This is a genomic window from Acinetobacter sp. YH12068_T, from assembly GCF_024606005.1.
Lineage (GTDB): Bacteria > Pseudomonadota > Gammaproteobacteria > Pseudomonadales > Moraxellaceae > Acinetobacter > Acinetobacter amyesii.
The window spans coordinates 2,883,221-2,906,401 of sequence record NZ_CP094555.1 but is presented as its reverse complement, the minus strand read 5'-3'; the positions used below and the strand labels follow the sequence as shown (position 1 = coordinate 2,906,401).

Here is a 23,181-nt window from a genome sequence, read left to right as displayed (position 1 = left end):
AAGCACAATGGAAAAGCACATCATTTTTGAAGATGATCAAATTCGTGTCATTTTTCAGCCAGGCAGTTCTCGTGAGCTTATTTTCTCCTTCGGTGATTTGATTACCCGCGCCAAGGGCTTGAGCATCAATGCAGAGAAGTCTTTGCAAAAGTATGATTTTAATGTGATTGGTGTGATGCCGAAACAAAAATCGTGGTTTCCAGCATCGTCAATGCAACCAATGTATCAAGCCATCAAGCCAATCCTCGAACAATTTGACCTACGTATTGCATATGGTGGTTCCATGGGTGGCTATGCAGCCATTAAGTATGCCAATTTATTTGGATTCCAGCGCGTGGTGAGTATGGTGCCACAGTTCTCCATAGACCCTGAAGACATTGTCGATACTCGCTATGGCATGTTCTTTCAACCTAATCTGCATGCCAATATGCGAGTACTTGCGGAAGATGTATCGACTACACGTGAATATATCGTGGTGTATGATCCTTATTGTCCAGAAGATCGCGCTCACTTTGAAAAATTACAGGCTTTAATTCCGCATGTGCATGTGTTGCATCTGCCGTTTACAGGGCATGATGCCATTGCGGTATTGGCGAGTTCTGAACTGTTAAATGATTTCTTAAGGCATCCTTTTGATGCACCGTATTTTTATCAAAAAATGCGTCGGGTTAAGAAAAACAGCAAATTTTATTATCGAAAAGTCATCGAAAATTTACTGACACGCCATCGTGATGCCTTGGGTGAAATTTTAAAAAGCAATTCGTTTCAGCTTGACCCTCAGTTTTTTGATGCCAAACAAAAACAAACCTTATTACGGGTATTGTTTAATAACATACAAGTCAGTGAGCAAGATCTGCAAAAGTTGGGGATCACGACCTTTTTGCCACAGGAAAATCGTAGCCTACTACTCGACCAGTTTGAACATGGTTTAGTGTTTAATGTGATTAGCCAAAAAATTGAAAGCTATGCAGCCGGTGTGATTGCGCTGAACCATAAGTTTTTGATTCCTTTACAGCCAAAAGGCACAGGTCTAGTTTACGTCCAAGTCCAAGATGAGCGTTACATGGTGGTGATGAATGACCGTCAGGTAATGAAATTGGTCTTAGCTCAAGATGAACTGGCGGCAGGTATGCATCCGATTTTAATGCAGAAATATGTGGGCTATTACACGCTGAACTATAAAGAATTGCGTTTGAGTAGCGATGAATTTGGTCAAGTCTTCTTTGTGGAAAATGCCGATGCATCTTGCCAGTTTGTGGTGCAACCCGAACAAATTTAAGCTCGACATTGGGTTGAAAATCCAAAGCTTGCTAATTTGTAGGAAGAGATTATGATGAGAGAAAGGTAGTATAAAAAACAATCATACTACCTAAAACATCATGAGGAATACGAGGGGTATCAGTATGCATTCAACACAGATGCTTGCTGTATTATTCATCTTAGTGCTGACCATGGGTTCAGCCTATGCACAGGGGGTTAGTTCAAGCATACTGATTTTTAGCAGCAGTATGTTGTTACTTACGATACTGACCATTTATGTCATACTCAAAATTCGAAATTCATTGCAACATCATCTCGATAAACCCGCGAAATAGCGGGTTTTTTTATATGCTGTTCGATTGCACTTTGGTGCATCACAGGTTTTAATCATCCACAATCGAATTTTTATAATCGGCCAGAAGGGAAGCAGCCATGAAAGCGGTATTTCTAGATTATCAGTCTCTAGATAAACAGGACTTAGATTTTAGCGGACTAGAAGCACAGTTTGATGACTTGACGCTCTATCCCGCAACAATGGCTGCAGAGGTTGCTCAGCGCATACAAGAGGCTGATGTGATTATCAGCAATAAAGTACACATCAATGCTGAGCACATGCAGCTCAATCCGCAATTAAAACTGATCTTGATTTCTGCTACTGGCACCAATAACGTTGACCTTGTACACGCACAGCAACAAGGCATCGTGGTGTGTAATTGCCAAGCTTATGGCACCGCTGCGGTCGCACAGCATACCTTGATGTTAATGTTGAACTTGGCGACATCGTTTCGACAGTATGATCGGGCGGTCCAACAGGGAGATTGGCAAAAAGCAGATCAGTTCTGCTTACTAGATTTTCCAATTATTGAGTTGGCTGGTAAGACTTTGGGGATTGTCGGCTATGGCGAATTGGGTCAAGCCGTGGCCCATTTGGCTAAAGTGTTTGGCATGAAAATTATGATTGGCGCGCTACCGAATCGACCTATGGCAGCTGAGCGTGTGGCATTTTCTGAGATGTTAGTGCAGGTCGATTTTCTCAGTTTGCATTGTCCTTTAACAGAGGAAACTCGTGATTTACTCAATCATGAAAGCTTGGCTCAAATGAAAGCATCGGCCTTTGTGATCAATTGTGCACGAGGTGGTGTGGTTAATGAATCGGCATTAGCCGAGGCATTAAAATCAGGTAAGATCGCAGGTGCGGCAACCGATGTCCTGACGGTTGAGCCACCTAAGCAGGGTAATGTGCTGCTCGACCCAAGTATTCCAAATTTAATCATTACCCCACATAGTGCATGGGGAAGCGTCGATGCGCGACAACGCATTGTGCAGCAATTGGTGGAAAATGTAGAAGCCTTTAAAGCGGGGATAGTCATTCGACAGGTGAATTAAAATCGTGTTTAAGGAATATTATTTTTGAACAATGCTCCATATAAATAGGGATGTCTATGCAGGTCGATCTTGCCAATAAAAAAAGTTTAAGAATATTTTGCATGCTGATTCTCTTTACCGCATGCATCACTTGGGCATGGTACAGTTATGTACTAAATATCAGTGAAAATTATTTATTCCAGAACCCTGATTTTGAAGTTCATAAATTCATGCCGACCTTACAAGTTGTGCTGGTTTCGGTATTTTTTTATTGCGCATTTTATCTTAGCGCTTATTGATTTTTTAAATCGCTATTGGTATTGGGGACTATGGCTGGTTGTGGTACCTATTATTGTGGGACAGGTCTATTTTTCCGTCTTTGGAGAGGTTGCGCATATTGATCGTTTATCAGTCTGGGTTGACTATCCATTTTGCCTGTTGATGCTTATTCAAATCTGTACTGCATCGTTTGTACGTTGGCGATATCTCAAGCCTAATGCTTAATGCTTAATTTAATAGTTAAATTTCAGCATTTTTTCAAAAATTTAACATTGAAATGATTTTTGATCCGCTCAAATTCAAGTTCAGTCTTGATACTGTTTGGCATCATGATTCGTAAATAACTTTTTTCGAGTTTAAAAGGCTCTTTGGTATTGGGTACAGGATTAAAGCCACCATTTGGGTAGATCAAATTTGTCTCATAGGCACGTAAAATCTGATCATTGTGAAAATAATAACTTGTTAGGGATTGATTGGATTCTCCAAAAACATAAAGATTAATTTTGCATTGATCATCGAGTTGATACAGTGTCGCTTCATTGCCTTCAGTCGATTTGTATTCTTCGTCATCTAGCATCTCTAAGGTTTGTAATAATTTACCTTCGGCATCATGATTATATTGGTATGAATCGTACAATTGGGGAAAAATAGTTTGCAACTGTGGATAACTTTTCAACAATTGTGGAAAACGTTGTAAGCCAATCACAGAGCCAACACAGAGCAGAATGCCAAGCAAGATACCAAATAAAATTCGCATTTTTTTCTCATTAATTCATTATTTTTATAGGCATAGGCCAAAGACCAAAAGTATTTAATTTTGGTTTTAAAAAAGCCCAACCAAAGTTGAGCTTTTAAATGTACTGTTAAATTATAAATCAGTCACAGGATAGGTTGTAGACGTCGAACTCGAAGGATAGCTACTTTGAGGATATTGATTGTTATTTTGCCCCGCATTGTTGCTCGGAGCCGTATTGATTGTATTGCCTGAAGACGGTTCACTCAACGACTGTTGGCTAATGGGCGCAGGTTGGCTAGTTTTACCTGTAATATTTTCACGGGTTTGTTTCAATTTTTCATTGACGTTTTGAGTGGCTTGCTGTGCGCCCTGATCAACCTGTTGCACTGTATTTTGAGTAGCAGTTTTCGTATTGTCCCAAGCTTGGTCAACCGAAGGCTTAATTTTAGAAATTCCACGTTCAGTCATTTCACCAATATTTTTAGCAGCACCGACCACGCCTTCTTGGGCTTTATAGGCCCACACATGCAATAAATTTGGATTATCGCCATAAGGGCTCACAGGTTTTTTCGCTTGTTGCTCAGTACTTTGCGCTGCTGTGTTTTCTTGTGCCCAAAGCATGGGTGTCGTGAATATTAAGCTTAGGCATAACGTTGCTTTTAATGAAATTTTCACAGCTTCACCTCTGAATTTTATAGATTTTCTATCTGATGAATGGTTTTAACGCATTATAGGAAAAATTGCAGCGAAAAAAACTTGCCGTAGCAAAATCAATACAGCAAATGACAGCTTTGTACACGTTTGTATTTTGCTTAAGGTAAAAAAGGCCCACCGAAGGGTGAGCTTACTCTCTGGAGGAGAGGGTATGAAAGCCAGTTTATTTATTTGTGAGCACCTAAGCTGGCTTCATGTGAGCTATGGACTTCAGCTTGTGCGACAGGCGTTTTCAACTGTACATTGCTGCTGCCACTCACATTGGCTTCTTGACCTTTTTGGAAATTCGCTTTGGTTTGTTGCCATTTTTCACTGGCAAATTGGCGACCTTCCTGAGCTTTTTCACCTAAATAGCTCTTGGTTTGATCAACTTTGTTGTCGACATTGCTTTTACGTTCATCAAGTTTTGCTTTGTCTTTTGCAGCTTTTTCATCGAGCTGTGCTTTGCGCTCATCAAGCTTAGCTTTATTTTGCTCAGCCTTGGCATCGATCTTGGCTTTCGCTGCATCTGACTTTTCATCTTTAGACTGTTTTAGGTCAGCCCATTTATTTTTTGCATCTTGCTTTTTGTCAGCACTGAATTCTTTGGTGTCTTGCCATTTTTCTTGGGTGAATGTTTTGGTCTTATCGACGCCTTTTTCAATTTTGTCACCGGCTGTATGCGCAGACTGATTAATGTCTTGTTTTAGATTTTGCAGTACAGACGGTTGCTGTGTTTCAACTTTCGCATTGGCTTCTACTGCGGTGTTCGCAAATAGTGGGGTGGTTGCGAATAATGCTGCGGTGATCAGTGTTGTTTTAAATAAAGGTTTCATCTTTGCATTTGTCCTCTTTTATTGAACGCTGCTGTTGCACTCAGCATTAGCGCTTTTGGAGCAGAGGACATCTTAAGAGTAAAAAAAAGCAAAAAGTGGTTTTGTGCGATAAGTCACACAATGCAATAACAGCTCAGATACGCGGAAGTTTGAAGTGTGGAAACTTGGTTAAGTTAACGTAGTATTGTAATTTTATGAAAATACAGTGGCTTATATGTGTTTTGCGCGTTGCTGTGGTGTGGTGCTAGTTACGATTTTCATGATTAAAAATTATGGGTTTGAACGAATTATTGTTCAAGATTCAAGAAAAAAATGAAACCATACCTCCATTTTGGAGATATGGTTCTTATTATTTATTCACATTGTGTAAGCGCATCTTTTGCAAAATGACCGCGTAATGCAAGGAAGTTCTTTTGTACATCCGACGCATTTAAATCAAAATTGTGCGCTGAACTTGTACCATCTTTGGCAAAGGTTGCTGTACCACCTGAAATAAGGGTTAAGCCTTTAAATGACCATTGTTCAACCGATTTTGCTTCTTCTAAATTGCCTGTAAATTCAATCACGCATTTATCTACAAATTTAGTCAGTTTTGCTTTGTTATCTGTGGTATCTGGGTAGACATCAATGTTTTGAACTTCTTGTAATACACCTGTTTCAAGTTGTGGAATCGTTGGTGCAGATGTACATGCAGAAAGTGTTATACCCGCAAGACCAGTCAAAAGGAATGCTTTCAATTTCATAAGGTTCATTCTTGTTGAGTGTTGTTGGATTGAGTATAGGGAATTGGTGAATTATTGGCTATAGATTTAAGTCTTAAACCTAAATTCAACTTCATTCACTTAATATTTAACGTTTATAGGCCGCACTTCCTGGACCAACGGCATTGATGCTGACTTGGCGTGATGGATGGGTGCTTTTTTGATAATACACTTTCGAATTCGGCCCATAAATATTGATTTTATTGACTGATTCTACATAGACCATTGTATTTGGACCTGCAACCGTAATCATCGGGCAACTGCCTTTTAGAGTAATACGGCTATCTGGAGCAGGAATATTCACTGAGCGTCCTGCGCAATCATAACTTGCAACGGTATCGGGTGAAGAAATGCTGATTTGGGAATGAGTCATTTCCGTTCCAGCATTTGCAGAAGAAAAAGATAGAATCAATAGTCCAAAGCTAAGTAATTTTTTATTCATCTTTATTTAAAACGAGATATTGAGTGCAATGCCAGATCTTTTTCACATTGATGTATTAAGAAGTGATTTCGCTTGGTGATTTATCTAATGTTTCAAACCGTCTCATTGAATTATCAGTACGTTATCCTAAATATACAATGAAGCCTTAGCTGGTTTATTTAGCGATTAAAGTTTTGGCAAAAAGAACAACAACACAAGGCCACCCAATACTCCACCGATAATGAGCCAATCTTTCTTACGCATATCAGCAACACGAATTATTGAAAAATACAGACTGCTAAAAAATAGAAAAACAAAGACAAATAACACAAGGGGGTTATTGAATATAAATTTAGTACTGCCAAATAAAACGAAAATGGTTGTGCTCGACAACCAATACACCAAACTTAAAACAAATTTTGAAAGCGTTAAGTAACGCACAGTGCGGTCTAATCTGGGCAAAGTCACCGCAACGATGATGATTCCAATAAATCCACCCAAAACAGAAATAATCAAAAAGAATAAAGCACCCATATCTGGCTTGTTTGGAATGTATGGATAAACCTTCCAAAGGTAAAAGCTGCATGCCATCAGTACTGCATGTAAGATAAAAAGATAGAGATCTGGGCGGTAAGGATGATTAGCTGTAATACTTTTCATATATTGTTCTTATCAAAAAATCCCGCTATTTCTAACAGGATTTTACCTTGATTTCAAACGGCATAAAAAAACCCGCTTTAAAGCGGGTTTTTAATGAATACTTAAACTTAGTGTTGAAGTACCGAAATATCAGCCACTTTCGTGAACAAGTCACGAAGCTGTGCAAGCATACGTAAACGGTTCGCTTTTAGGTCAGCATCATCTGCCATCACCATTACACCGTCAAAGAATGCATCGACTGGCGCACGAAGTGCAGCAAGTGCAGAAAGGGCAGCAGTGTAGTCCTTCGCAGCAAATAACGGCTCAACTACAGGTGTGATTTTTGCAAGTTCAGCGAACAATGCTTTTTCAGCATCTTCAACCAAGTTTGCTTCAACCACAGCACCTTCAGGCGCAGCTTCTTTCGCAAGAATATTGGCAACACGTTTGTTTGCAGCAGCAAGTGCAGCAGCTTCAGGGAGGTCACGGAAATGATTTACCGCATTTACACGTTTGTCAAAATCGAGTGGTGATTTTGGAGAAAGGGCTTGAACAGCTTGAATCACATCTACAGCCACGCCTTGGTCTTCGTATTTCGCACGGTAACGACCTTCAAGGAATGCAACAGCATCGTTTAAAGTCTTGCCGTGATCTTTCAATACATCGCCATAAGCAGCAAGTGCAAGTTTGATTAGATCTTCAATCGAAACATCTAAATCATTTTCAGTCACAAGACGCAAGATACCAATGGCTGAACGACGTAGTGCAAATGGGTCTTTAGAACCTGTCGGCGCTTGACCAATACCAAAAATACCTGTCAATGTATCTAAACGGTCAGCAAGTGCAAGCGTTGTACCGGTTTTAGTTTTTGGTAAAACGTCACCTGCAAATTTAGGTAAGTATTGTTCACCTAAAGATTCAGCAACTTCATCATTTTCGCCTTCAATACGTGCGTAGTAAGTACCCGCAATACCTTGAAGCTCAGGGAACTCACCCACAAGTTCAGAAGTTAAGTCGCATTTTGCAAGGAGTGCAGCTTTTTCAGCATCTGCTGGGTTTGCACCTGTGATAGCCGACAAAGCCACAGCCAATTTAGCAATACGTTCAGACTTGTTCCATAGTGTGCCAAGTTCTGCTTGGAACACCATGTTTGCAAGTTTCTCTTTACGAGCTGCAAGCGGTTGCTTTTGGTCTTGTAAGAAGAAGAATTCAGCATCTGACAAACGTGGACGAACGACTTTTTCGTTACCTTCAATAATTTGAGACGGATCTTTCGACTCAATGTTTGAAACGGTAATGAAGTAAGGTTGAAGCTTATTGTCGGCATTTACTAAGCAGAAGTACTTTTGGTTGTCCTGCATCGTTGTGATCAACGCTTCTTGCGGCACAGCAAGGAAACGTTCTTCAAAGCTTGCACGAAGCGCAACTGGCCATTCAACCAATGCTGTTACTTCGTCACGTAAGTCCGCAGGGACAATCGCAATGGCATTTACTTCATCAGCCAAAGCTTTGACTTGTTGGTCGATGATGGCTTGGCGCTCTTCAAAGTTTGCAATCACTTTTGCAGTACGCAGGGCATCAAGATAAGCATCGGCATTTGCAAGTGTAATTGCTTCAGGAGCATGGAAACGGTGACCATAAGTCACGTTACCTGCTTGGTGATCCTGAATGGTTGCTTCAATTACATCACTGTCTTTCAACAAAACAACCCATTTTACAGGACGTACAAACTCAGTACGGCTTGCAGCAGAACGCATGCGTTTTGCGATAGGTAGGTTATCTAAAGCGTGTTGTAAAATTTGTGGAAGTAAAACATCAAGGCTTTGACCTTTCACGTCTTTTAAGTAGCACACTTTTTCAACTTTACCGGCTTGGAAAGTCGATACTTGATCAACCGTAATGCCTTGACCGCGCATAAAGCCTTCAAGCGCTTTAGTTGGTTTGCCTTCGGCATCAAACGCTGCTTGTTTAGCAGGGCCATCAAAACGTTTTTGTGTGTCTGCTTGTGCACCGTCTACATTGACAATTTTCAATGCAAGGCGGCGTGGTGCTGCATATGCTTCGATTGAATCGAATGCTAGACCTGCGTCTTTTAAGCCTTTTACCGTTTCTGCATGTAGCGCGTCACGTAATTTTTTTAAGCTTTTTGGTGGAAGTTCTTCGCAGCCTAATTCGAACAATACTGTATGTTTAGACATTATTTGCTCTCCTTAGATTCTACTTTTGCTTCCGCTTCAACTTGTGCTTTTAACTGAGCTAATACTTCGTCACGTAAAGCTGGTTCTGCCATTGGGAAGCCCAGCTTCGCACGTGCAGCAACATAACTTTGCGCAATCGCACGCGCCAAAGTACGTACACGTAAAATATAACGTTGACGTTCAGTTACTGAAATTGCGCCACGTGCATCAAGCAAGTTAAAGCTATGAGATGCTTTAATTACTTGTTCGTATGCAGGCAGTGGAAGTTCAGCTTCCATTAAACGAGTCGCTTCAGCTTCATAGAAGTCAAATAGCTCAAACATTTTTTCAACGTTGGCATATTCAAAGTTATAGGTTGATTGTTCAACTTCGTTTTGGTGGAACACGTCGCCATAAGTCACTGTACCAAACTGACCTTTAGTCCAAACCAAATCGTAAACAGAGTCTACACCTTGGAGGTACATCGCTAGACGTTCTAGACCGTAAGTGATTTCACCTGTCACAGGGTAGCACTCAACACCACCGACTTGTTGGAAGTAAGTGAACTGAGTCACTTCCATACCGTTTAACCAAACTTCCCAACCTAAGCCCCAAGCACCCAGTGTTGGAGATTCCCAGTTGTCTTCCACGAAACGAATGTCGTGAACAAGGGTATCAATACCAATGGCTTTTAATGAATTTAAGTACAACTGTTGGATGTTGTCTGGGTTTGGCTTCAACACGACTTGGAACTGGTAGTAGTGTTGTAGACGATTCGGGTTCTCACCATAACGGCCATCTTTAGGACGACGAGAAGGCTGAACATAAGCCGCGTTCCAAGTTTCAGGGCCTAAAGCACGTAGGAAAGTTGCAGTGTGGAATGTCCCTGCACCCATTTCCATATCGTAAGGTTGTAACACTACACAACCTTGTTCAGCCCAGTAGTTTTGTAAGGCAAGAATTAAGCCTTGAAATGTATCAATATGCGATATGGCGCGACTCATGTAGCATCCATTAAAATTAGTGAAAAATTGGCTCTAAGTATAAGGATTTTGCAGAGGAGTGGCAAAGGCTACTTGGTTCCTTTTAAGATTTTAATAGCGCTATTTATTTTTTGAGTTTTAGCTTTGGTTGCAATGTTGAAAAACTCCAAAAAATAATGGAAAGAACAAAACTAACGATCGCTATGAATAAGGAAAATGCTGTGTCCCACACTGTTCGACCAACAGATTCGAAAATTGGAAATCCATAGTAGAAATTTTGAAAAGTTGTAATGAAAAAGTAGATCATGACTAGGGTTAGATGCGCACCTAACCATATAAAAGGAAAAATAAATAATTTTTTGGCTATAAGAATTTGGCAAATTTTAAGTAAAATTGGATACAAGATAACGTAATAAATTCCAGCAAAAGTTCCTACAATTTCTAAAACATCAAGCTTGAATGAACCATTAATTAAAAAATATCCAATGAAAAGTAGTATAGGAATAAGTGGTGATAAAATAAGTGCTTCTTTAGGTTTGAAATTAAAAGGTTTTTCTGTATTCATTATCTGTGTTTTATATAATTTTTCGATTTAAACATTTTAAATTTTAAACAAGTGATTGTCTAGATAATGAATCTTATACATAATGAACCGTGTTTTGATGAAATATATGTAAGTAAAATTTAAAAATTATTTGAAAAAATCTATAAAATTATGAGCTTAAAAAAATATTACCTCCTACTTGGTGTCGTTTTTCTGATTTTTATAGGTTTTTCGAGTGTAAAAAATAACCTTAACTATCTTAAAGCTGCTTTTAAATACAAGACACAGGAACTTAAAGGCGATGATTTAAATCGTTATGCTGCTTTACTCTACTATAAAAATATCTATGAAGGCGTTAGAAATCGAGATGAGGATGAAAATGATCAGCCGACTGAACAAGACATAAAAATCGAAAAACTATTTGAAAAAGCATCTCAGCAAGGAAGTCCACTCGCCAAATTAAATTTAGCAAGACTTTATGCATATAAGCATGATCCAGAGCTGTATCCTGAAATTTTTAGATTAGTAAAAGAGTCTGCCGAGTCGGGTAATGCTGATGCTCAGTTTAAACTTGGAGAGTCCTATCATTCAGGATTAGGTACAGAAGTTGATTTTCAACAAGCTAAATATTGGTATGAAAAGGCGATTGCTCAAGGTAATCCAGCAGCAATGAACAATTTGGGTGTACTTTACCAAAGAGGATTAGGAGTTGAAAAAAATGGAAAAATCTCAACCGAATGGTACATTAAGTCAGGTAATTTAGGATATTCACAAGGTCTTGAGAATATGTTTCAAAATTATTATCACGGTTTAAATGGACTGCCTCAAGATGAGGAAGAGGCGATAAAATGGCGTGAAAAATGCTATTACAGAACGGATGAAATACCGATTCAACCTGTCTTTGGTCTCAAATTGGAAGAAGAAGAAACTTATTTAAATAAATGCAAAAATATTGTGGATTAGTAAGAGGGTAAAAGCTATGGGATATGAACGTTAAAATAGAATAACCTTAAAATTCCATCTGATGCTGATGAAATTTTAGGACTAAATCTCCTATAATTTCTCATCCTCAAAAAATCAGGCATGACCATGTTTCACGCAAAATCAGCTTGGCTCAATACGCTTAAACCCAACTTTAAAGTTCTGCCTTTAAAAGACCGCATCCTGTGTGGGGTAGGTGCTTTGCTGGGCCTGAGTATTTCTTCGCTGATCAGTTGGCTGGCGCTAGATGACTTAAATGCGTGGTATATCGCCCCGATGGGCGCATCGTCCGTACTGCTCTTTGCTGTACCTGCCAGCCCATTGGCACAGCCGTGGAATATGGTAGTCGGTAATAGTCTTGCGGCCTTGATTGGCGTGACGTGTGCGATGTTTATTCCTAATTTAACCGAAGCATTTAGTATCGCGGTTGCATTAGCGATTATCTTAATGATGACCACAGACTCATTGCATCCACCAAGTGGAGCCGTGGCGATTACAGCGGTATTGGGCGGAGAGGCAGTCCATAATTTAGGCTATGCCTTTCTCTTCTATCCAGTCCTTTTAAATTCGGTACTGTTGATGGTGGTTGCTATCATTTATAACCGATTACTAGGCAAGCAGTATCCACAAAAAGCACAAGTCAATACTCGGACGACAGATCCAACACCGACACAAAAAGTGTCGATTCAGCCAGCGGATATTCAGCAAGTCTTAGAACAGCAAAGTCAGTTGCTTGATATTAGTGAATATGACTTACAAAAAATTATTTTAGAAGCACAGCAATTAGCCAGTCGTCGTGGCCTAAGCCAGTTTCATTGTCGTGACATCATGAGTCAGCAAGTGATTACCCTGCGTGCAGAAGATGATATTCAATCAGCATTGGAAAAGTTTAAACAAGTCAATTTGATGAGTTTGCCTGTGGTGAGTGATTTAGATCGCTTGGTGGGAAATTTGGCTTTATATGATGTAGTGGAATGGTTTAAACGTGCCGCAGACCCCAAAGCCAGTTGGGAAAATCACGTTTATCAAATTATGAATCCCAAAGTGGTGACCGTGCAGCCGGATCAGCCGATTGAAGACTTGGTGCCATATTTTGTGGAAAGATCTTTTAATTATATTCCAGTTGTTGAGCAAAAACGGTTGGTGGGAATGATTAGCCGTGCCGATATGATTGCCGCCTTATATCAACAGCTAAATCAGCAAACAAAATCTTAAGCCTTAAACTTTGATTTAAATTCATCAGACTTAAATATGGCTTTGCCAATATATAGGCAAAAAAAAGCTACGGAATCTTGGGGGAGAAACCGTAGCGACCAAAATGGGTCAAAGGATTTTAACGTCTGTCATCATTCACAGTACGAATAGCGTCTGAATAGCCATTGGTACGGAAAAAGTTATCTTGTGCTTTAGGCATGACTAACCATAAAACCAAGTACACCAAAATACCGGGAAAGGCTGCGCTTAAGCATGATACAAAGATAAAAATAATACGCAGTAAATTTGCGTTCCAACCAAAACGTTCAGCAATACCCCCCATCACACCAGCAATCATGTTAGAGCGGTTTGAGCGATATAAACCAACATTGGCCATTCAGGTCTCCTTCAAAAAAGAATAAATTTGAATATTTCCAAATTCATATTATAGAAATGGTGACAAGCTTTGCGATTTAAAGGGTGCAGAAAAAAAATTAAGTAAAGTTATGTAATTTGAAGAATTGGTTTGATTAGTTTGCCTTTAAAATAGCTTGAGTATTAATTAAATATCAACGATAACAATGAGATATGATTAACATATATCGCAAATATATGTATACAGCGTTGATTATTTGATTACAATATTAAGTCAGCAAGAACTGAAAAAACCAATGAATGATTGGTCTTGGCACATTATATGAAAACATCGGCTTCACCTTTTTTGATGAAATTTGCATATCTTTCAGTGTTTGCAGGAGTGTTCAGCCTCTCTTTTATTGGTTGTAGTCCAACGCATCAACCCGCAGCGGAAAAGGGTGAAAGTTCAGCATCAACTGTCGCATCGGAAGTTCAAGCGAAGCAAGATCATGGAAAAAAATTAACCCAAGTGGCAGGGCAGGCGACATTGCCGAATGACGAGGACATAAAGTCAGCTCCTGTTCCTGAGCATGCCAAAATTTTTATTGGACGTTTTCATGCCAAAGTAAAATGCGATGACAGTTTTATTCCATGCCCAGAAGGCGATGCGGAGTTCATTCTTAACTTATTGCCAGATGGCACGGTACACCGCAGTATTATTCAAATTGGTAAAGTGTTTGCTGAAAAAACCAATACGCCAGGCATTAATGTGAAATACCGTAAGGATACGTGGAGTGTCAATGAAGCACATACCGAGCTGGTGGTTCATCGAAAAGAAGGCGTGAATTTTTATTATCACGTGATTAATGAAAATAAAATCACCATGGATTTAGACAAAATTCGTCAAGGTGAAGTTGATCGAAATCAGGAATTATTTTCCAAGGGTTATCCTCAGCCGCAACATGCCTATACCTTGGTGAAAGACCCAAATTAAATACTGCGAATGAAGTAAATAAAATTATAAATTGCGTTTGAGTGTCGGCGTGAAATTCGCAGACATTGGCTAATCGAATGCAACTAGCTTATAAAAAATTGAATTATTAATACGATATAGTTAAGACAAAACAGAATTGGTGGGTTGTGTGGGGTTCGAACCCACGACCAATAGATTAAGAGTCTACTGCTCTACCAACTGAGCTAACAACCCTGAGAAAATTTTAAAAGAGCATTTTAAAATTTTAGCAAGATAAACGAAGCGCGTAGTTTTGAATACTAGGGAATATTTGTTATCTAAAATTTTTCAGGTCAAATAATTCATCTAGCAAGACAAGAATGATACTTCGCAACATCGCTATAGCAAAATTTCGAGAATGGCGAATCAAAACCAATAATGGTGATGGTTTGTCTTGGTCGGAACCTGCAGGTTTCTTTTTCTTCAACTGCCGGAAGAAAGAAGCCCTAAGAAAGAATGGTGGGTCGTCCGCGACTCGAACGCGGGACCAATAGATTAAAAGTCTACTGCTCTACCAACTGAGCTAACGACCCTTAGGGGGTATGCACAAGATTGTAATCTAAAACTGGAATTTTAGAAAGATGGTGGGTCGTCCGCGACTCGAACGCGGGACCAATAGATTAAAAGTCTACTGCTCTACCAACTGAGCTAACGACCCATCTTGTGGTATCGAAGGAAATGGTGGGTCGTCCGCGACTCGAACGCGGGACCAATAGATTAAAAGTCTACTGCTCTACCAACTGAGCTAACGACCCATTTCGCTTGATGGTGCGTATTGTAGCAAGATCTGCTTCAAGCGCAAGTAAAAAATCATAAACTTGCTTGTGTTTGATTATAAATACAACAAAGTGGCTCATTTTGACGGGTGATTGTCGTCAAAATGAGCCACTTTGATTTAGAAACGATATTGATAGGCCTGAATATTGTTATAAATTTCAGGGGTCAAGTCAAAATAAGCACTCGCGTTCGGCAGTAAAACCAAGATTCGCTCATCTGTTTGCTTGGGATCAAAAGCTTGTTCTTTCAACTTGTTTTTTTGGTATTTAAACGTACCTGTGGTTTCGACTTTTTTCTGTACACGTAAAAATACCGGTACAGCATACGCTGGTAAGCATTTTTTAAATTGCAGAACCATTTCACTACAATCTTGTTCGTTGAGTTCGGCACCATCGGTGAGCGTGATGGCAGCCATACCTGCACGGCCATTGGTATCTGGAATTTCTACGCCATAAACCACAGCTTCAGCAATTTTATCGTACTCACTCACCATGTTTTCAACTTCAGTGGTTGAAACGTTTTCACCTTTCCAGCGGAAAGTATCACCTAGACGGTCGACAAATTGTGCATGTCGGAAGCCAATGTCTCGAACCAAGTCACCAGTGTTGAAGTATGAATCACCATGCTTGAATACATCTTTCATAATGACGGATTTGTTTTTTTCCGTGTCGGTATAGCCATCGAAAGGTGAGCGACGGGTAATTTTACCGATGAGTAAGCCAACTTCACCTTTTTTAACTTTAATGCAGCGACCTTTAGCATCATGTACAGCTTCATTTTTTTCTTTATCAAACTGAATAATCGCATAAGGCGTTGGTGAAAAACCAACGGTATTGTCGAAGTTAAACACATTACTAAAGCCGACGTTGCCTTCACTTGAAGCATAGAGTTCAAGGACTTCTTCGACCCCAAAGCGTTCTTTAAACTTATCCCAAATGTTTGGTCGCATGCCGTTACCAATCATTTTTTTCACACGATGGCCTTTTTCAAGGTCTGAATGTGGAGCATCCATCAAATAGCGGCAAAGCTCGCCCACATAGCCAATGGCTGATGCATCAAATTTTTGTACATCTTTCCAAAACGATGAGGTTGAAAACTTGCGACGCAGGGCAAGGGTGGCGCTACCTGCAATCACCCCACACCAACAAACTACAGTGCCTGTAGCGTGATAGAGCGGCAAGGTCACATACATCACATCATCTTTATTCAGATTAAGGACGTGACCATAAGTTCCATAAGCCAAAGTCCAACGGCTGTTGGTGAAAATCACCGCTTTAGGTAAGCCTGTTGTCCCAGAGGTGTAGATATAAAATAGGCCGTCTTTGCCTTTTACACTTGCAGTGGTGGGTGTGTTGAACTTTGGAAATTCATCAATCGCTTCTGCAAGGTTTAAGAAACCTTTCGGTGCTTGACCGGCATCTACACGAGTGGCTTGATCTGCGAACCAATGTAAACGATCTGTAGCCACACTGAGCTCATTACGAATCTCTTCTACGGCTTGACGGCATTCTTCGCCCACAATCACCGCAATTGGGTTTACTAAGTTGATGCTGTGTGTCAGGACTTTGCCAACTTGTGAGGTGTTGACCAAGGCACTGGTGACGCCAATTTTGGCTAGTGCCACGATGGTTGCCACGAGTTCAGATCGGTTCTCGATCATCACCGCAATCACATCACCTTTTTTTGCACCGAGTGCTAGGTAATAGTGACCAATTTGATTGGCCCATTCATTGAGTTCGTTATAGGTATATTTTTGCTCTTCAAAATATAGCGCATAGCCTTTGGGATTACGCTTTACGGCTTTTTCAAATGCAATCCCTAAGCCTGCGGAAGTATTTGGGGTGCGTAAATAGGCTTGCTTTAGACCACTCAACAGGTTGGGTACTTTGCTAATGAACGCGGGAATTTTTGCTGCAACATCAGCAATCCCAATAAGGTCGTGTTGTGTAGTTTGGCTCATGTGAATCCTATTTATTTTTCGTAATCCGATACGGTCTATTTCTTTGCAATGAAATTTGCAGCAAATTCTACAATTGTCTTTTAATCGTTTAGATCTAGTGCAATCAACCTAATTTGACAAAAGTATCAAAAAAAAACCAGTCACCGAAATGACTGGATTTTTTTATTCACCTGCAAAATAGCAAATTACTGCTCAGTTGCGGTGTTTGCTTTTTTCGGTGGACGACCGCGAGGACGACGAGGGCGTGCAGGTTTTTCACCTTCAGCGGCCGAGTTTTCGTCTACAGGAACCTCAACTTTCTTTTCCGTTTCAACGGCTTGAGCTTTTTCTTCTACTGGTTTAGTAGGAGCTTCAGACACTTCTTCCGTCTTTTCAGGCTGCGCACTCACATCCAGTTCAGCTTGAACGGGTTCAGGTGCTTCAGTTTGAACTACAACATCAGATACGTTGGCTTCAACTGTAGCAGCTTTAGCTTCTGCAACTACAGGCGCCTCAATAGCAGTGTCTGCGACAGGCGTAGCTTCCACCTCAGCATGTGCTTTTGCTTGGTCTTGTTTCGCTTGTTCAGCGGCAAGTTTAGCAAGGCGACGACGCTCACGTGGGTCATTAGCAACACGTTTATCTGACACAGGCTTTGGTGGTGTCAAATCCAACATTGGCGCTGGTTCAGCTTCAGGTGCAGCTTTTGTAACTTGAACATCACGAGTGACAGGCTTTTTCTCTACAGCTGCTTCAGCTGCAGGTGCAGTCAAAGTCGCGGCATATTCTTCCGTGAATTTTTGCAATGCACGGTTGAATGTTGGAATTAAGCCAAATTGCTCAATCAGTACTGAGCAGTCTTCGCCGTATACATGCTTAATCAAGCTGCTTATAGTGTATTGACCTAGTGTCGGCACTTGAGATGGCGAAATTTTCGGAGCCTGTGCTTGTTGAGCACGAGCTTCACGCTGTTCACGGCGGCGCTGACGAGGGTCATTGCTTGCACGAGACGGTTTTTGCTGCGCATGCTGTGGTTTATGCGCTGCTTCTTTTGTTTCAGTCGCAGGTTTTTCCACTTTTTCTGCTTCAACGACAGCGGCTTTTGGGACTACTGGGGTTTCTACAGGTTTTTCAACTGCTGGGGCAGTATTTAGCGCTACGATTTCGCTTTGAGCTTGATCAACATTTACTACAAGTGCTGTTGGCATCACGTCTTGACGTGGTGCATTAACAACTTCAACTTTAGGTTGACGTTGATTGCGGTTTTCAGGTTGTTGCTCAGTTGCAACTTCCTGAGCAATCGCTTGCTCGTTCAATACGCTTTGATCGCGGTGGCGATTTGGGCGATTTGGACGTTGTTGGTTGTTGCGGTCACGACGTGGAACAGACTGCGGTTGCTCATTATTTTGAACATCTTGCTGTACTTGTTCGTTGTTGTGTTGACGGCGTGAGTTACGGCGGTTTTCACGTTGGTCTTGACGGTTGTCTTGGCGCGGTTCTTGACGTTCAGAACGTTGCTCTTGGCGTTCGTTTTGACGTGCTTCGTTATTACGCTGTTCTTGACGGTCTTGACGTGAAGGTTGTAACACTTCTTCATGAACTTGATGCGATTGAGCTTCTTGTTCACGTGGTTCTTTATGCTTAGTACGCTTTTTGTTGTGACGTTTTTCTTCACGGTCAGCTTTTTCTGAATGGCTGTCACGTTCTTGTTTGTGCACAACAGAAGAAGGCGCAAGGTAAGCATTATTGTCTACGACAACAACAGGCGCTGCCGATGCAGGGGTAATTTGACCAAACTGGCCACGGCTTGCAGCACCGCTATTTACCATTTGTTCAATTGCAGCAGCGGCATTGTTTGCAGTACGCGACTGGTCAACGGTTGCAGCTTGTTTTTGAACAAATAAGTTTTCTAACCATGCACATGGACTAGATGATGCTGCAGGAGCGGCAACTTGTGTAGGTGCTTGTTGAGCAGCAACGGGTTGTTGCTTATTCTTTTTGTGGCCTTTTTCTTGTTGTTGTACAGGTGCTTGTTGCTGAGCAGCAGCGGCCTGTTCTTCACTTAAATGCCATTCAGATGCTTCGTAACCCAATTCTTTTTCGCTAGAACGTGTCGCTTCAGTGCGTTCATAGCTTGTAGGTGCAAAACCTTCAGGGTTATACGAAATTTCGTAATGTGGTGTTTCTAGGTGAGGGTGTGGAAGTACAGTCACACGAACATTTGAAGTTTGTTCAAGATATACAAGGCTGTGACGCTTTTCATTCAATAAGAATGCAGCAATTTCAACAGGCACTTCAACTTGAACTTCACCATGACGTTCGCGTAGCGCAATTTCTTCCACTTTACGCATAATTGAAAGTGATAAAGAACGTAGGTCACGTACCATACCTGTGCCATGACAGCGTGGGCACACATAACCAGTGGCTTCTTCAAGCGATGGACGTAAGCGTTGACGGCTCATTTCCATCAAACCAAAGCGTGACAGTTGACCGAATTGGATACGTGCACGGTCACTTTGTGTTGCTTCACGAAGTTTAGCTTCAACCATACGTTGGTTACGGTCTTTGGTCATGTCGATGAAGTCGATCACAACCAAACCACCGATATCACGTAAACGTAATTGGCGAGCGATTTCTTCAGCAGCTTCAAGGTTGGTATTGAGCGCTGTATCTTCTACGTCGCTACCACGTGTTGATTTTGCAGAGTTAATATCAATTGAAACCAATGCTTCAGTTTGGTCAATCACAATTGAACCACCAGAAGGAAGTTTCACTTCACGTTCATAGGCAGTTTGGATTTGACTTTCAATACCAAAATGAGCGAATAACGGTTCATTTAAAGTATAGGTTTTTAATTTGTCGATTTGACGTGGCATCACCGCTTTAACAAAGTTATAGGCTTCGTTATACGCTTGCTCAGAGTCAATTAAAATTTCAGCAACATCATCACGTAAATAGTCACGGATCGCACGTGTAACCACACCGGCTTCTTGGTGAACCAACATTGGTGATGGACCAGAACTTGATGTGCTTTGGATTTGTGCCCAAAGGTCCAGCAAGTGTTGAAGGTCAAGTTGCAGTTCTTCTTGAGAACGACCAATACCTGCAGTACGTACAATCACGCTCATGCCACGAGGGACATTTAAAGACGCCAACATTTCTTTCAATTCTTCACGAACTGAACCTGAAATTTGACGGCTAATACCGCCACCTTTCGGGTTGTTTGGCATTAAGACCAAATAACGACCAGCAAGTGAGATAAATGTAGAAAGGGCAGCACCTTTATTACCACGTTCTTCTTTTTCCACTTGAACTAAAAGCTCAGTGCCTTCAGTGATCAATTCGCGGATGTTTGAAGTTTGGCGAGGATCTGCTTTGTAATAAGAGTTAGCAATTTCGCGCATCGACAAGAAGCCTTGACGACCTGCACCGTATTCAACAAATACAGCTTCTAAAGACGGCTCTACGCGAGTCACATGACCTTTATAGATATTCGATTTTTTTTGTTCACGGGTACGATTCTCTAAGTCAAAATCGTAAAGACGCTGACCAGTGACAAGTGCAACGCGAATTTCTTCGGCATGTGTTGCATTAATCAACATACGTTTCATGGGTGTAACACCTAATAGTGATACACAGAAGAACATCGCCTGACTCGTAGCGAGCATCAGATAGCATGGATCAAGTTGCACAGATCGAAAAACATCATCTGTGCATGTGTACCGACCTTCTTTGGGTGGGCAACGGTTTTTGATTCACGTATTGATGATGGCAATACGGCTTCAATCTTTTAAACGATTAAAGTCACCTGAACGCGTTTCACTGGCGGACAAACGGTGCATTGGATGTGAGTAACTTTCACTGTCACATTGCTCGAAGAGCATCCATTCATATCTGATAGAGCGTCTTGATACGGAATTATCATCGTACCTTTACAAACTGTGCAGATCCAATGCATCAAACGTTGTGGCCTGAACACGATTTCCAGGGAGCGACTGGTCTGATGTGTATCAGTTTACGTTTAAAAACCAACCTTGGTTGGCACATATTTTTTTGGGGCAAACTGTTTTATGTACCTACGGCACAATTAAACGCAACAGTTTGCAGTTTTGCCGATATAATAAGCCTTCGGCGTCGGCATAATTCTTTTGGGACCTTTCCGAGCTAAATGAGTAATTGCTTGAAAGTTCAATGACAGTAAATACTGAAATGAATCAACTTTTACTCAGTTACGGTGGTTTCCGTGCGCTGACTATATCAAACCTTGCATCATCTGCCTATGGGCTAAGCTTATGTTTCTTGCGAAAAGTATAGCTTAAATGATCAATTTTTAATCAATTTTAGTATTTTTTTAGGTCACAGTAACTGTATGAATTCTACGCAAGAATGGCAAAGCGTCACCTGGTTTGAAGTGGACGAGCATCAGGCGGGTCAACGTATTGATAATTTCCTGTTTAGTCGTCTGAAAGGTGTGCCTAAAAGTCGCATTTATCGTCTGATTCGTGAAAGCCAAGTTCGCGTCAATAAAAAACGCGTCAAAGCGGAAACCAAACTCAATATTGGTGACCAAGTTCGAGTTGCTCCAATTCGTTATGAGCAAAAAGATGAGTCTGCGGTTCCCGTATCGGACAAAGTGGCACAAAGTTTACTGAGCCGTGTGGTGTACGAAGATGAAGGCTTAATGGTGGTAAACAAACCTTCTGGTATTGCTGTTCACGGCGGTAGTGGTGTGGCGTATGGCTTGATCGAAGGCTTACGTGCCGCAACAGGGAAGAAATACCTTGAGCTGATTCACCGAATTGACCGCGACACTTCTGGTTTGGTGATGATTTCGAAAAAACGTAGTGTGTTAAAAAGCCTGCAAGACATGTTACGTGAGCACAAAATCCAAAAAACTTATGCTGCTGTGGTGAAAGGCGTGGTGAGTTTGGATAAGCAGCTGATTGATCAGCCTTTGCATCGTTACGAACTGGCAAATGGCGAGCGTCGTGTTCGTGTATCACCTAAAGAAGGTAAAGAGTCGAAGACGCTGTGGAACGTGAAAGAACGTTTTATGCATGCCACATTGGTGTATGCGTCTCCACTTTCGGGCCGTACACATCAGATCCGTGTACATGGTTTAAGTATTGGTCATCCATTGGTGGGCGATGAAAAATACGGTCATGAAACTGAATACCGTGGTCCAAAGCCACGTCGTTTATGTCTGCATGCTATGCGTTTAGAAATTCCGGGTTACCAAACCATTGAAGCGCCATTGCCAGAAGATATGCAAAGCCTTGTGGCGCAGCTACGCGCGCAAAAAGCCGACAAAGTGGTGAAGTCTTCAGAAGATGACGAGTAAGTTTTAAATACGAGACTTCTCTCCCTGAGCAGGACTGCTTCGTAAGTTTTCTTTCTCCCTCTCCTTTAAGGAGAGGGCTGGGGTGAGGTAAATAAATTGATGCACTCCAGAATCTGAATTACCAAACACTGAATCAAATCTAGGAAAACGTATGAACTCAGCTGTAAAACTAGTCATTTTCGATTGGGATGGCACTTTATTTGATTCTGTGGGTCAAATTGTAGCGAGTTTAAAATTTGCAGCAGATCAATATTCACAGCCGCTGACTGATACTGATGCGAAAAGTATTATTGGTTTAGGTCTGCCGGAAGTCGCACAGCGGTTATTTCCGACGGTTCCTGAATTTCACAGCGACATTTTGCAAAGTTATGCCGATCACTATGTGGCCCATTCCAAAGGGGATATGTGGTTTGATGGTGTCGCGGATATGTTGCAGGAATTACGTGATGCCGGTCTACAATTGGCTGTTGCAACAGGAAAAAGTCGTAAAGGTCTAGACCGTGTTTTGGCTCAAACACAAAGTCATGAGCTATTTTGTGCGACCCGAGCAGCCAGTGAAACCAAATCTAAGCCAGATCCATTAATGTTGGCAGAAATTTTGGCGGAAACGGGCCTGCGTCCTGATCAAGCCATTATGGTCGGTGATACGTCGTATGATTTAGAAATGGCCCTCAATATTCAGATGCCACGTGTAGGCGTGAGCTATGGAGTGCATACTGTAGAAACACTCCAGTGTTTTCAACCCTTACATATTGCACATAGCGTAGGTGATTTGACTGAATTTCTACTAGAACATGTGAAATTACGTCTAGCTGTATAGTTTTAGATACAAACGAGTAAAAAGGGTGAAATTTGTTTTCACCTTTTTTGTTACCAAATGAATAGT

Annotated in this window: 20 protein-coding genes, 4 tRNA genes and 1 pseudogene; 9 read left to right on the top strand and 16 right to left on the bottom strand. The window is 41.1% G+C overall.

All coding sequences use genetic code 11. From position 1 onward, the window contains the following. Positions 1-7 precede the first annotated feature (7 nt). The 3 genes from MST18_RS13855 to MST18_RS13845 all read left to right on the top strand — a co-directional run bounded on the left by MST18_RS13855 (position 8) and on the right by MST18_RS13845 (position 2,646). Positions 8-1,279: an alpha/beta fold hydrolase gene (locus MST18_RS13855; RefSeq protein ID WP_180132850.1), complete on the top strand. Its 1,272-nt coding sequence runs from the start codon at positions 8-10 to the stop codon at positions 1,277-1,279. Between the two features lie 124 nt (positions 1,280-1,403). Beyond that, positions 1,404-1,595: a hypothetical protein gene (locus MST18_RS13850; RefSeq protein WP_078189765.1), complete on the top strand. Its 192-nt coding sequence runs from the start codon at positions 1,404-1,406 to the stop codon at positions 1,593-1,595. Between the two features lie 97 nt (positions 1,596-1,692). Continuing rightward, entirely contained in the window at positions 1,693-2,646 is a 954-nt protein-coding gene (locus MST18_RS13845; protein WP_180132723.1) for a 2-hydroxyacid dehydrogenase, read from the top strand. Between the two features lie 505 nt (positions 2,647-3,151). On the opposite strand, the gene MST18_RS13840 is transcribed toward MST18_RS13845, so the two are convergent. From MST18_RS13840 to MST18_RS13800, 9 genes are all read right to left on the bottom strand, one after another. Next, positions 3,152-3,661, bottom strand: coding sequence for a hypothetical protein (locus tag MST18_RS13840; RefSeq protein WP_180132722.1), 510 nt, complete (start codon positions 3,659-3,661; stop codon positions 3,152-3,154). Between the two features lie 111 nt (positions 3,662-3,772). Beyond that, entirely contained in the window at positions 3,773-4,261 is a 489-nt protein-coding gene (locus tag MST18_RS13835) for a hypothetical protein (RefSeq protein WP_180113705.1), read from the bottom strand. A gap of 260 nt (positions 4,262-4,521) precedes the next feature. Further along, positions 4,522-5,169, bottom strand: a complete 648-nt coding sequence (locus MST18_RS13830) for a hypothetical protein (RefSeq protein WP_180132721.1) — start codon at positions 5,167-5,169, stop codon at positions 4,522-4,524. A 353-nt stretch (positions 5,170-5,522) separates the two neighbouring features. Beyond that, the gene (locus MST18_RS13825; protein WP_180121973.1) at positions 5,523-5,912 is read right to left on the bottom strand and encodes a hypothetical protein; all 390 of its coding nucleotides are present in this window, start codon (positions 5,910-5,912) and stop codon (positions 5,523-5,525) included. A 106-nt stretch (positions 5,913-6,018) separates the two neighbouring features. Beyond that, entirely contained in the window at positions 6,019-6,303 is a 285-nt protein-coding gene (locus MST18_RS13820) for a DUF3060 domain-containing protein (RefSeq protein WP_180121975.1), read from the bottom strand. A 234-nt stretch (positions 6,304-6,537) separates the two neighbouring features. Then, the gene (locus MST18_RS13815) at positions 6,538-7,011 is read right to left on the bottom strand and encodes a hypothetical protein (RefSeq protein WP_180132720.1); all 474 of its coding nucleotides are present in this window, start codon (positions 7,009-7,011) and stop codon (positions 6,538-6,540) included. 107 nt (positions 7,012-7,118) lie between these two features. Further along, a complete protein-coding gene (glyS, locus tag MST18_RS13810) occupies positions 7,119-9,188 on the bottom strand; it encodes a glycine--tRNA ligase subunit beta (protein WP_180132719.1) in 2,070 nt (689 codons plus the stop codon). After that, a complete protein-coding gene (glyQ, locus tag MST18_RS13805) occupies positions 9,188-10,171 on the bottom strand; it encodes a glycine--tRNA ligase subunit alpha (protein WP_180132718.1) in 984 nt (327 codons plus the stop codon). The genes glyS and glyQ overlap by 1 nt, the downstream gene beginning before the upstream one ends. Positions 10,172-10,274: 103 nt before the next feature. Then, the gene (locus MST18_RS13800) at positions 10,275-10,715 is read right to left on the bottom strand and encodes a hypothetical protein (protein WP_180010262.1); all 441 of its coding nucleotides are present in this window, start codon (positions 10,713-10,715) and stop codon (positions 10,275-10,277) included. A gap of 150 nt (positions 10,716-10,865) precedes the next feature. On the opposite strand from MST18_RS13800, the gene MST18_RS13795 reads away from it, so the two are divergent. Continuing rightward, complete coding sequence (locus MST18_RS13795; RefSeq protein ID WP_078189755.1) at positions 10,866-11,657, top strand: tetratricopeptide repeat protein; 792 nt, start codon at positions 10,866-10,868, stop codon at positions 11,655-11,657. A gap of 126 nt (positions 11,658-11,783) precedes the next feature. After that, positions 11,784-12,890 (top strand): HPP family protein, encoded by a 1,107-nt coding sequence (locus MST18_RS13790; protein ID WP_180132717.1) that lies wholly within the window; start codon positions 11,784-11,786, stop codon positions 12,888-12,890. Between the two features lie 118 nt (positions 12,891-13,008). Here the strand turns inward: MST18_RS13790 and MST18_RS13785 are convergent, their stop codons facing one another. Further along, positions 13,009-13,266 carry a PspC domain-containing protein gene (locus MST18_RS13785; RefSeq protein WP_180132716.1) on the bottom strand — a complete coding sequence of 86 codons (258 nt, stop codon included), beginning with the start codon at positions 13,264-13,266 and terminating at the stop codon, positions 13,009-13,011. A gap of 300 nt (positions 13,267-13,566) precedes the next feature. On the opposite strand from MST18_RS13785, the gene MST18_RS13780 reads away from it, so the two are divergent. Beyond that, positions 13,567-14,220 (top strand): hypothetical protein, encoded by a 654-nt coding sequence (locus MST18_RS13780; protein ID WP_180054323.1) that lies wholly within the window; start codon positions 13,567-13,569, stop codon positions 14,218-14,220. 137 nt (positions 14,221-14,357) lie between these two features. On the opposite strand, the gene MST18_RS13775 is transcribed toward MST18_RS13780, so the two are convergent. The 6 genes from MST18_RS13775 to MST18_RS13750 form a co-directional block, all read right to left on the bottom strand. Then, a tRNA-Lys gene (locus MST18_RS13775) sits at positions 14,358-14,433 on the bottom strand. A gap of 262 nt (positions 14,434-14,695) precedes the next feature. Continuing rightward, positions 14,696-14,771, bottom strand: a tRNA-Lys gene (locus MST18_RS13770). 49 nt (positions 14,772-14,820) lie between these two features. After that, a tRNA-Lys gene (locus MST18_RS13765) sits at positions 14,821-14,896 on the bottom strand. 21 nt (positions 14,897-14,917) lie between these two features. Then, a tRNA-Lys gene (locus tag MST18_RS13760) sits at positions 14,918-14,993 on the bottom strand. Between the two features lie 140 nt (positions 14,994-15,133). Further along, positions 15,134-16,975 (bottom strand): long-chain-acyl-CoA synthetase, encoded by a 1,842-nt coding sequence (locus MST18_RS13755; RefSeq protein WP_180132715.1) that lies wholly within the window; start codon positions 16,973-16,975, stop codon positions 15,134-15,136. A gap of 185 nt (positions 16,976-17,160) precedes the next feature. Next, positions 17,161-20,565, bottom strand: a complete 3,405-nt coding sequence (locus MST18_RS13750) for an Rne/Rng family ribonuclease (protein ID WP_180132714.1) — start codon at positions 20,563-20,565, stop codon at positions 17,161-17,163. A 394-nt stretch (positions 20,566-20,959) separates the two neighbouring features. Here MST18_RS13750 and MST18_RS16675 point away from each other — a divergent pair. The 3 genes and pseudogenes from MST18_RS16675 to MST18_RS13740 all read left to right on the top strand — a co-directional run bounded on the left by MST18_RS16675 (position 20,960) and on the right by MST18_RS13740 (position 23,115). Next, positions 20,960-21,268, top strand: a pseudogene (locus MST18_RS16675) (hypothetical protein). Between the two features lie 55 nt (positions 21,269-21,323). Next, the gene (locus MST18_RS13745) at positions 21,324-22,295 is read left to right on the top strand and encodes an RluA family pseudouridine synthase (protein ID WP_078189751.1); all 972 of its coding nucleotides are present in this window, start codon (positions 21,324-21,326) and stop codon (positions 22,293-22,295) included. A gap of 151 nt (positions 22,296-22,446) precedes the next feature. Next, a complete protein-coding gene (locus MST18_RS13740; RefSeq protein ID WP_180132713.1) occupies positions 22,447-23,115 on the top strand; it encodes an HAD-IA family hydrolase in 669 nt (222 codons plus the stop codon). The last annotated feature ends 66 nt before the right edge of the window (positions 23,116-23,181 follow it).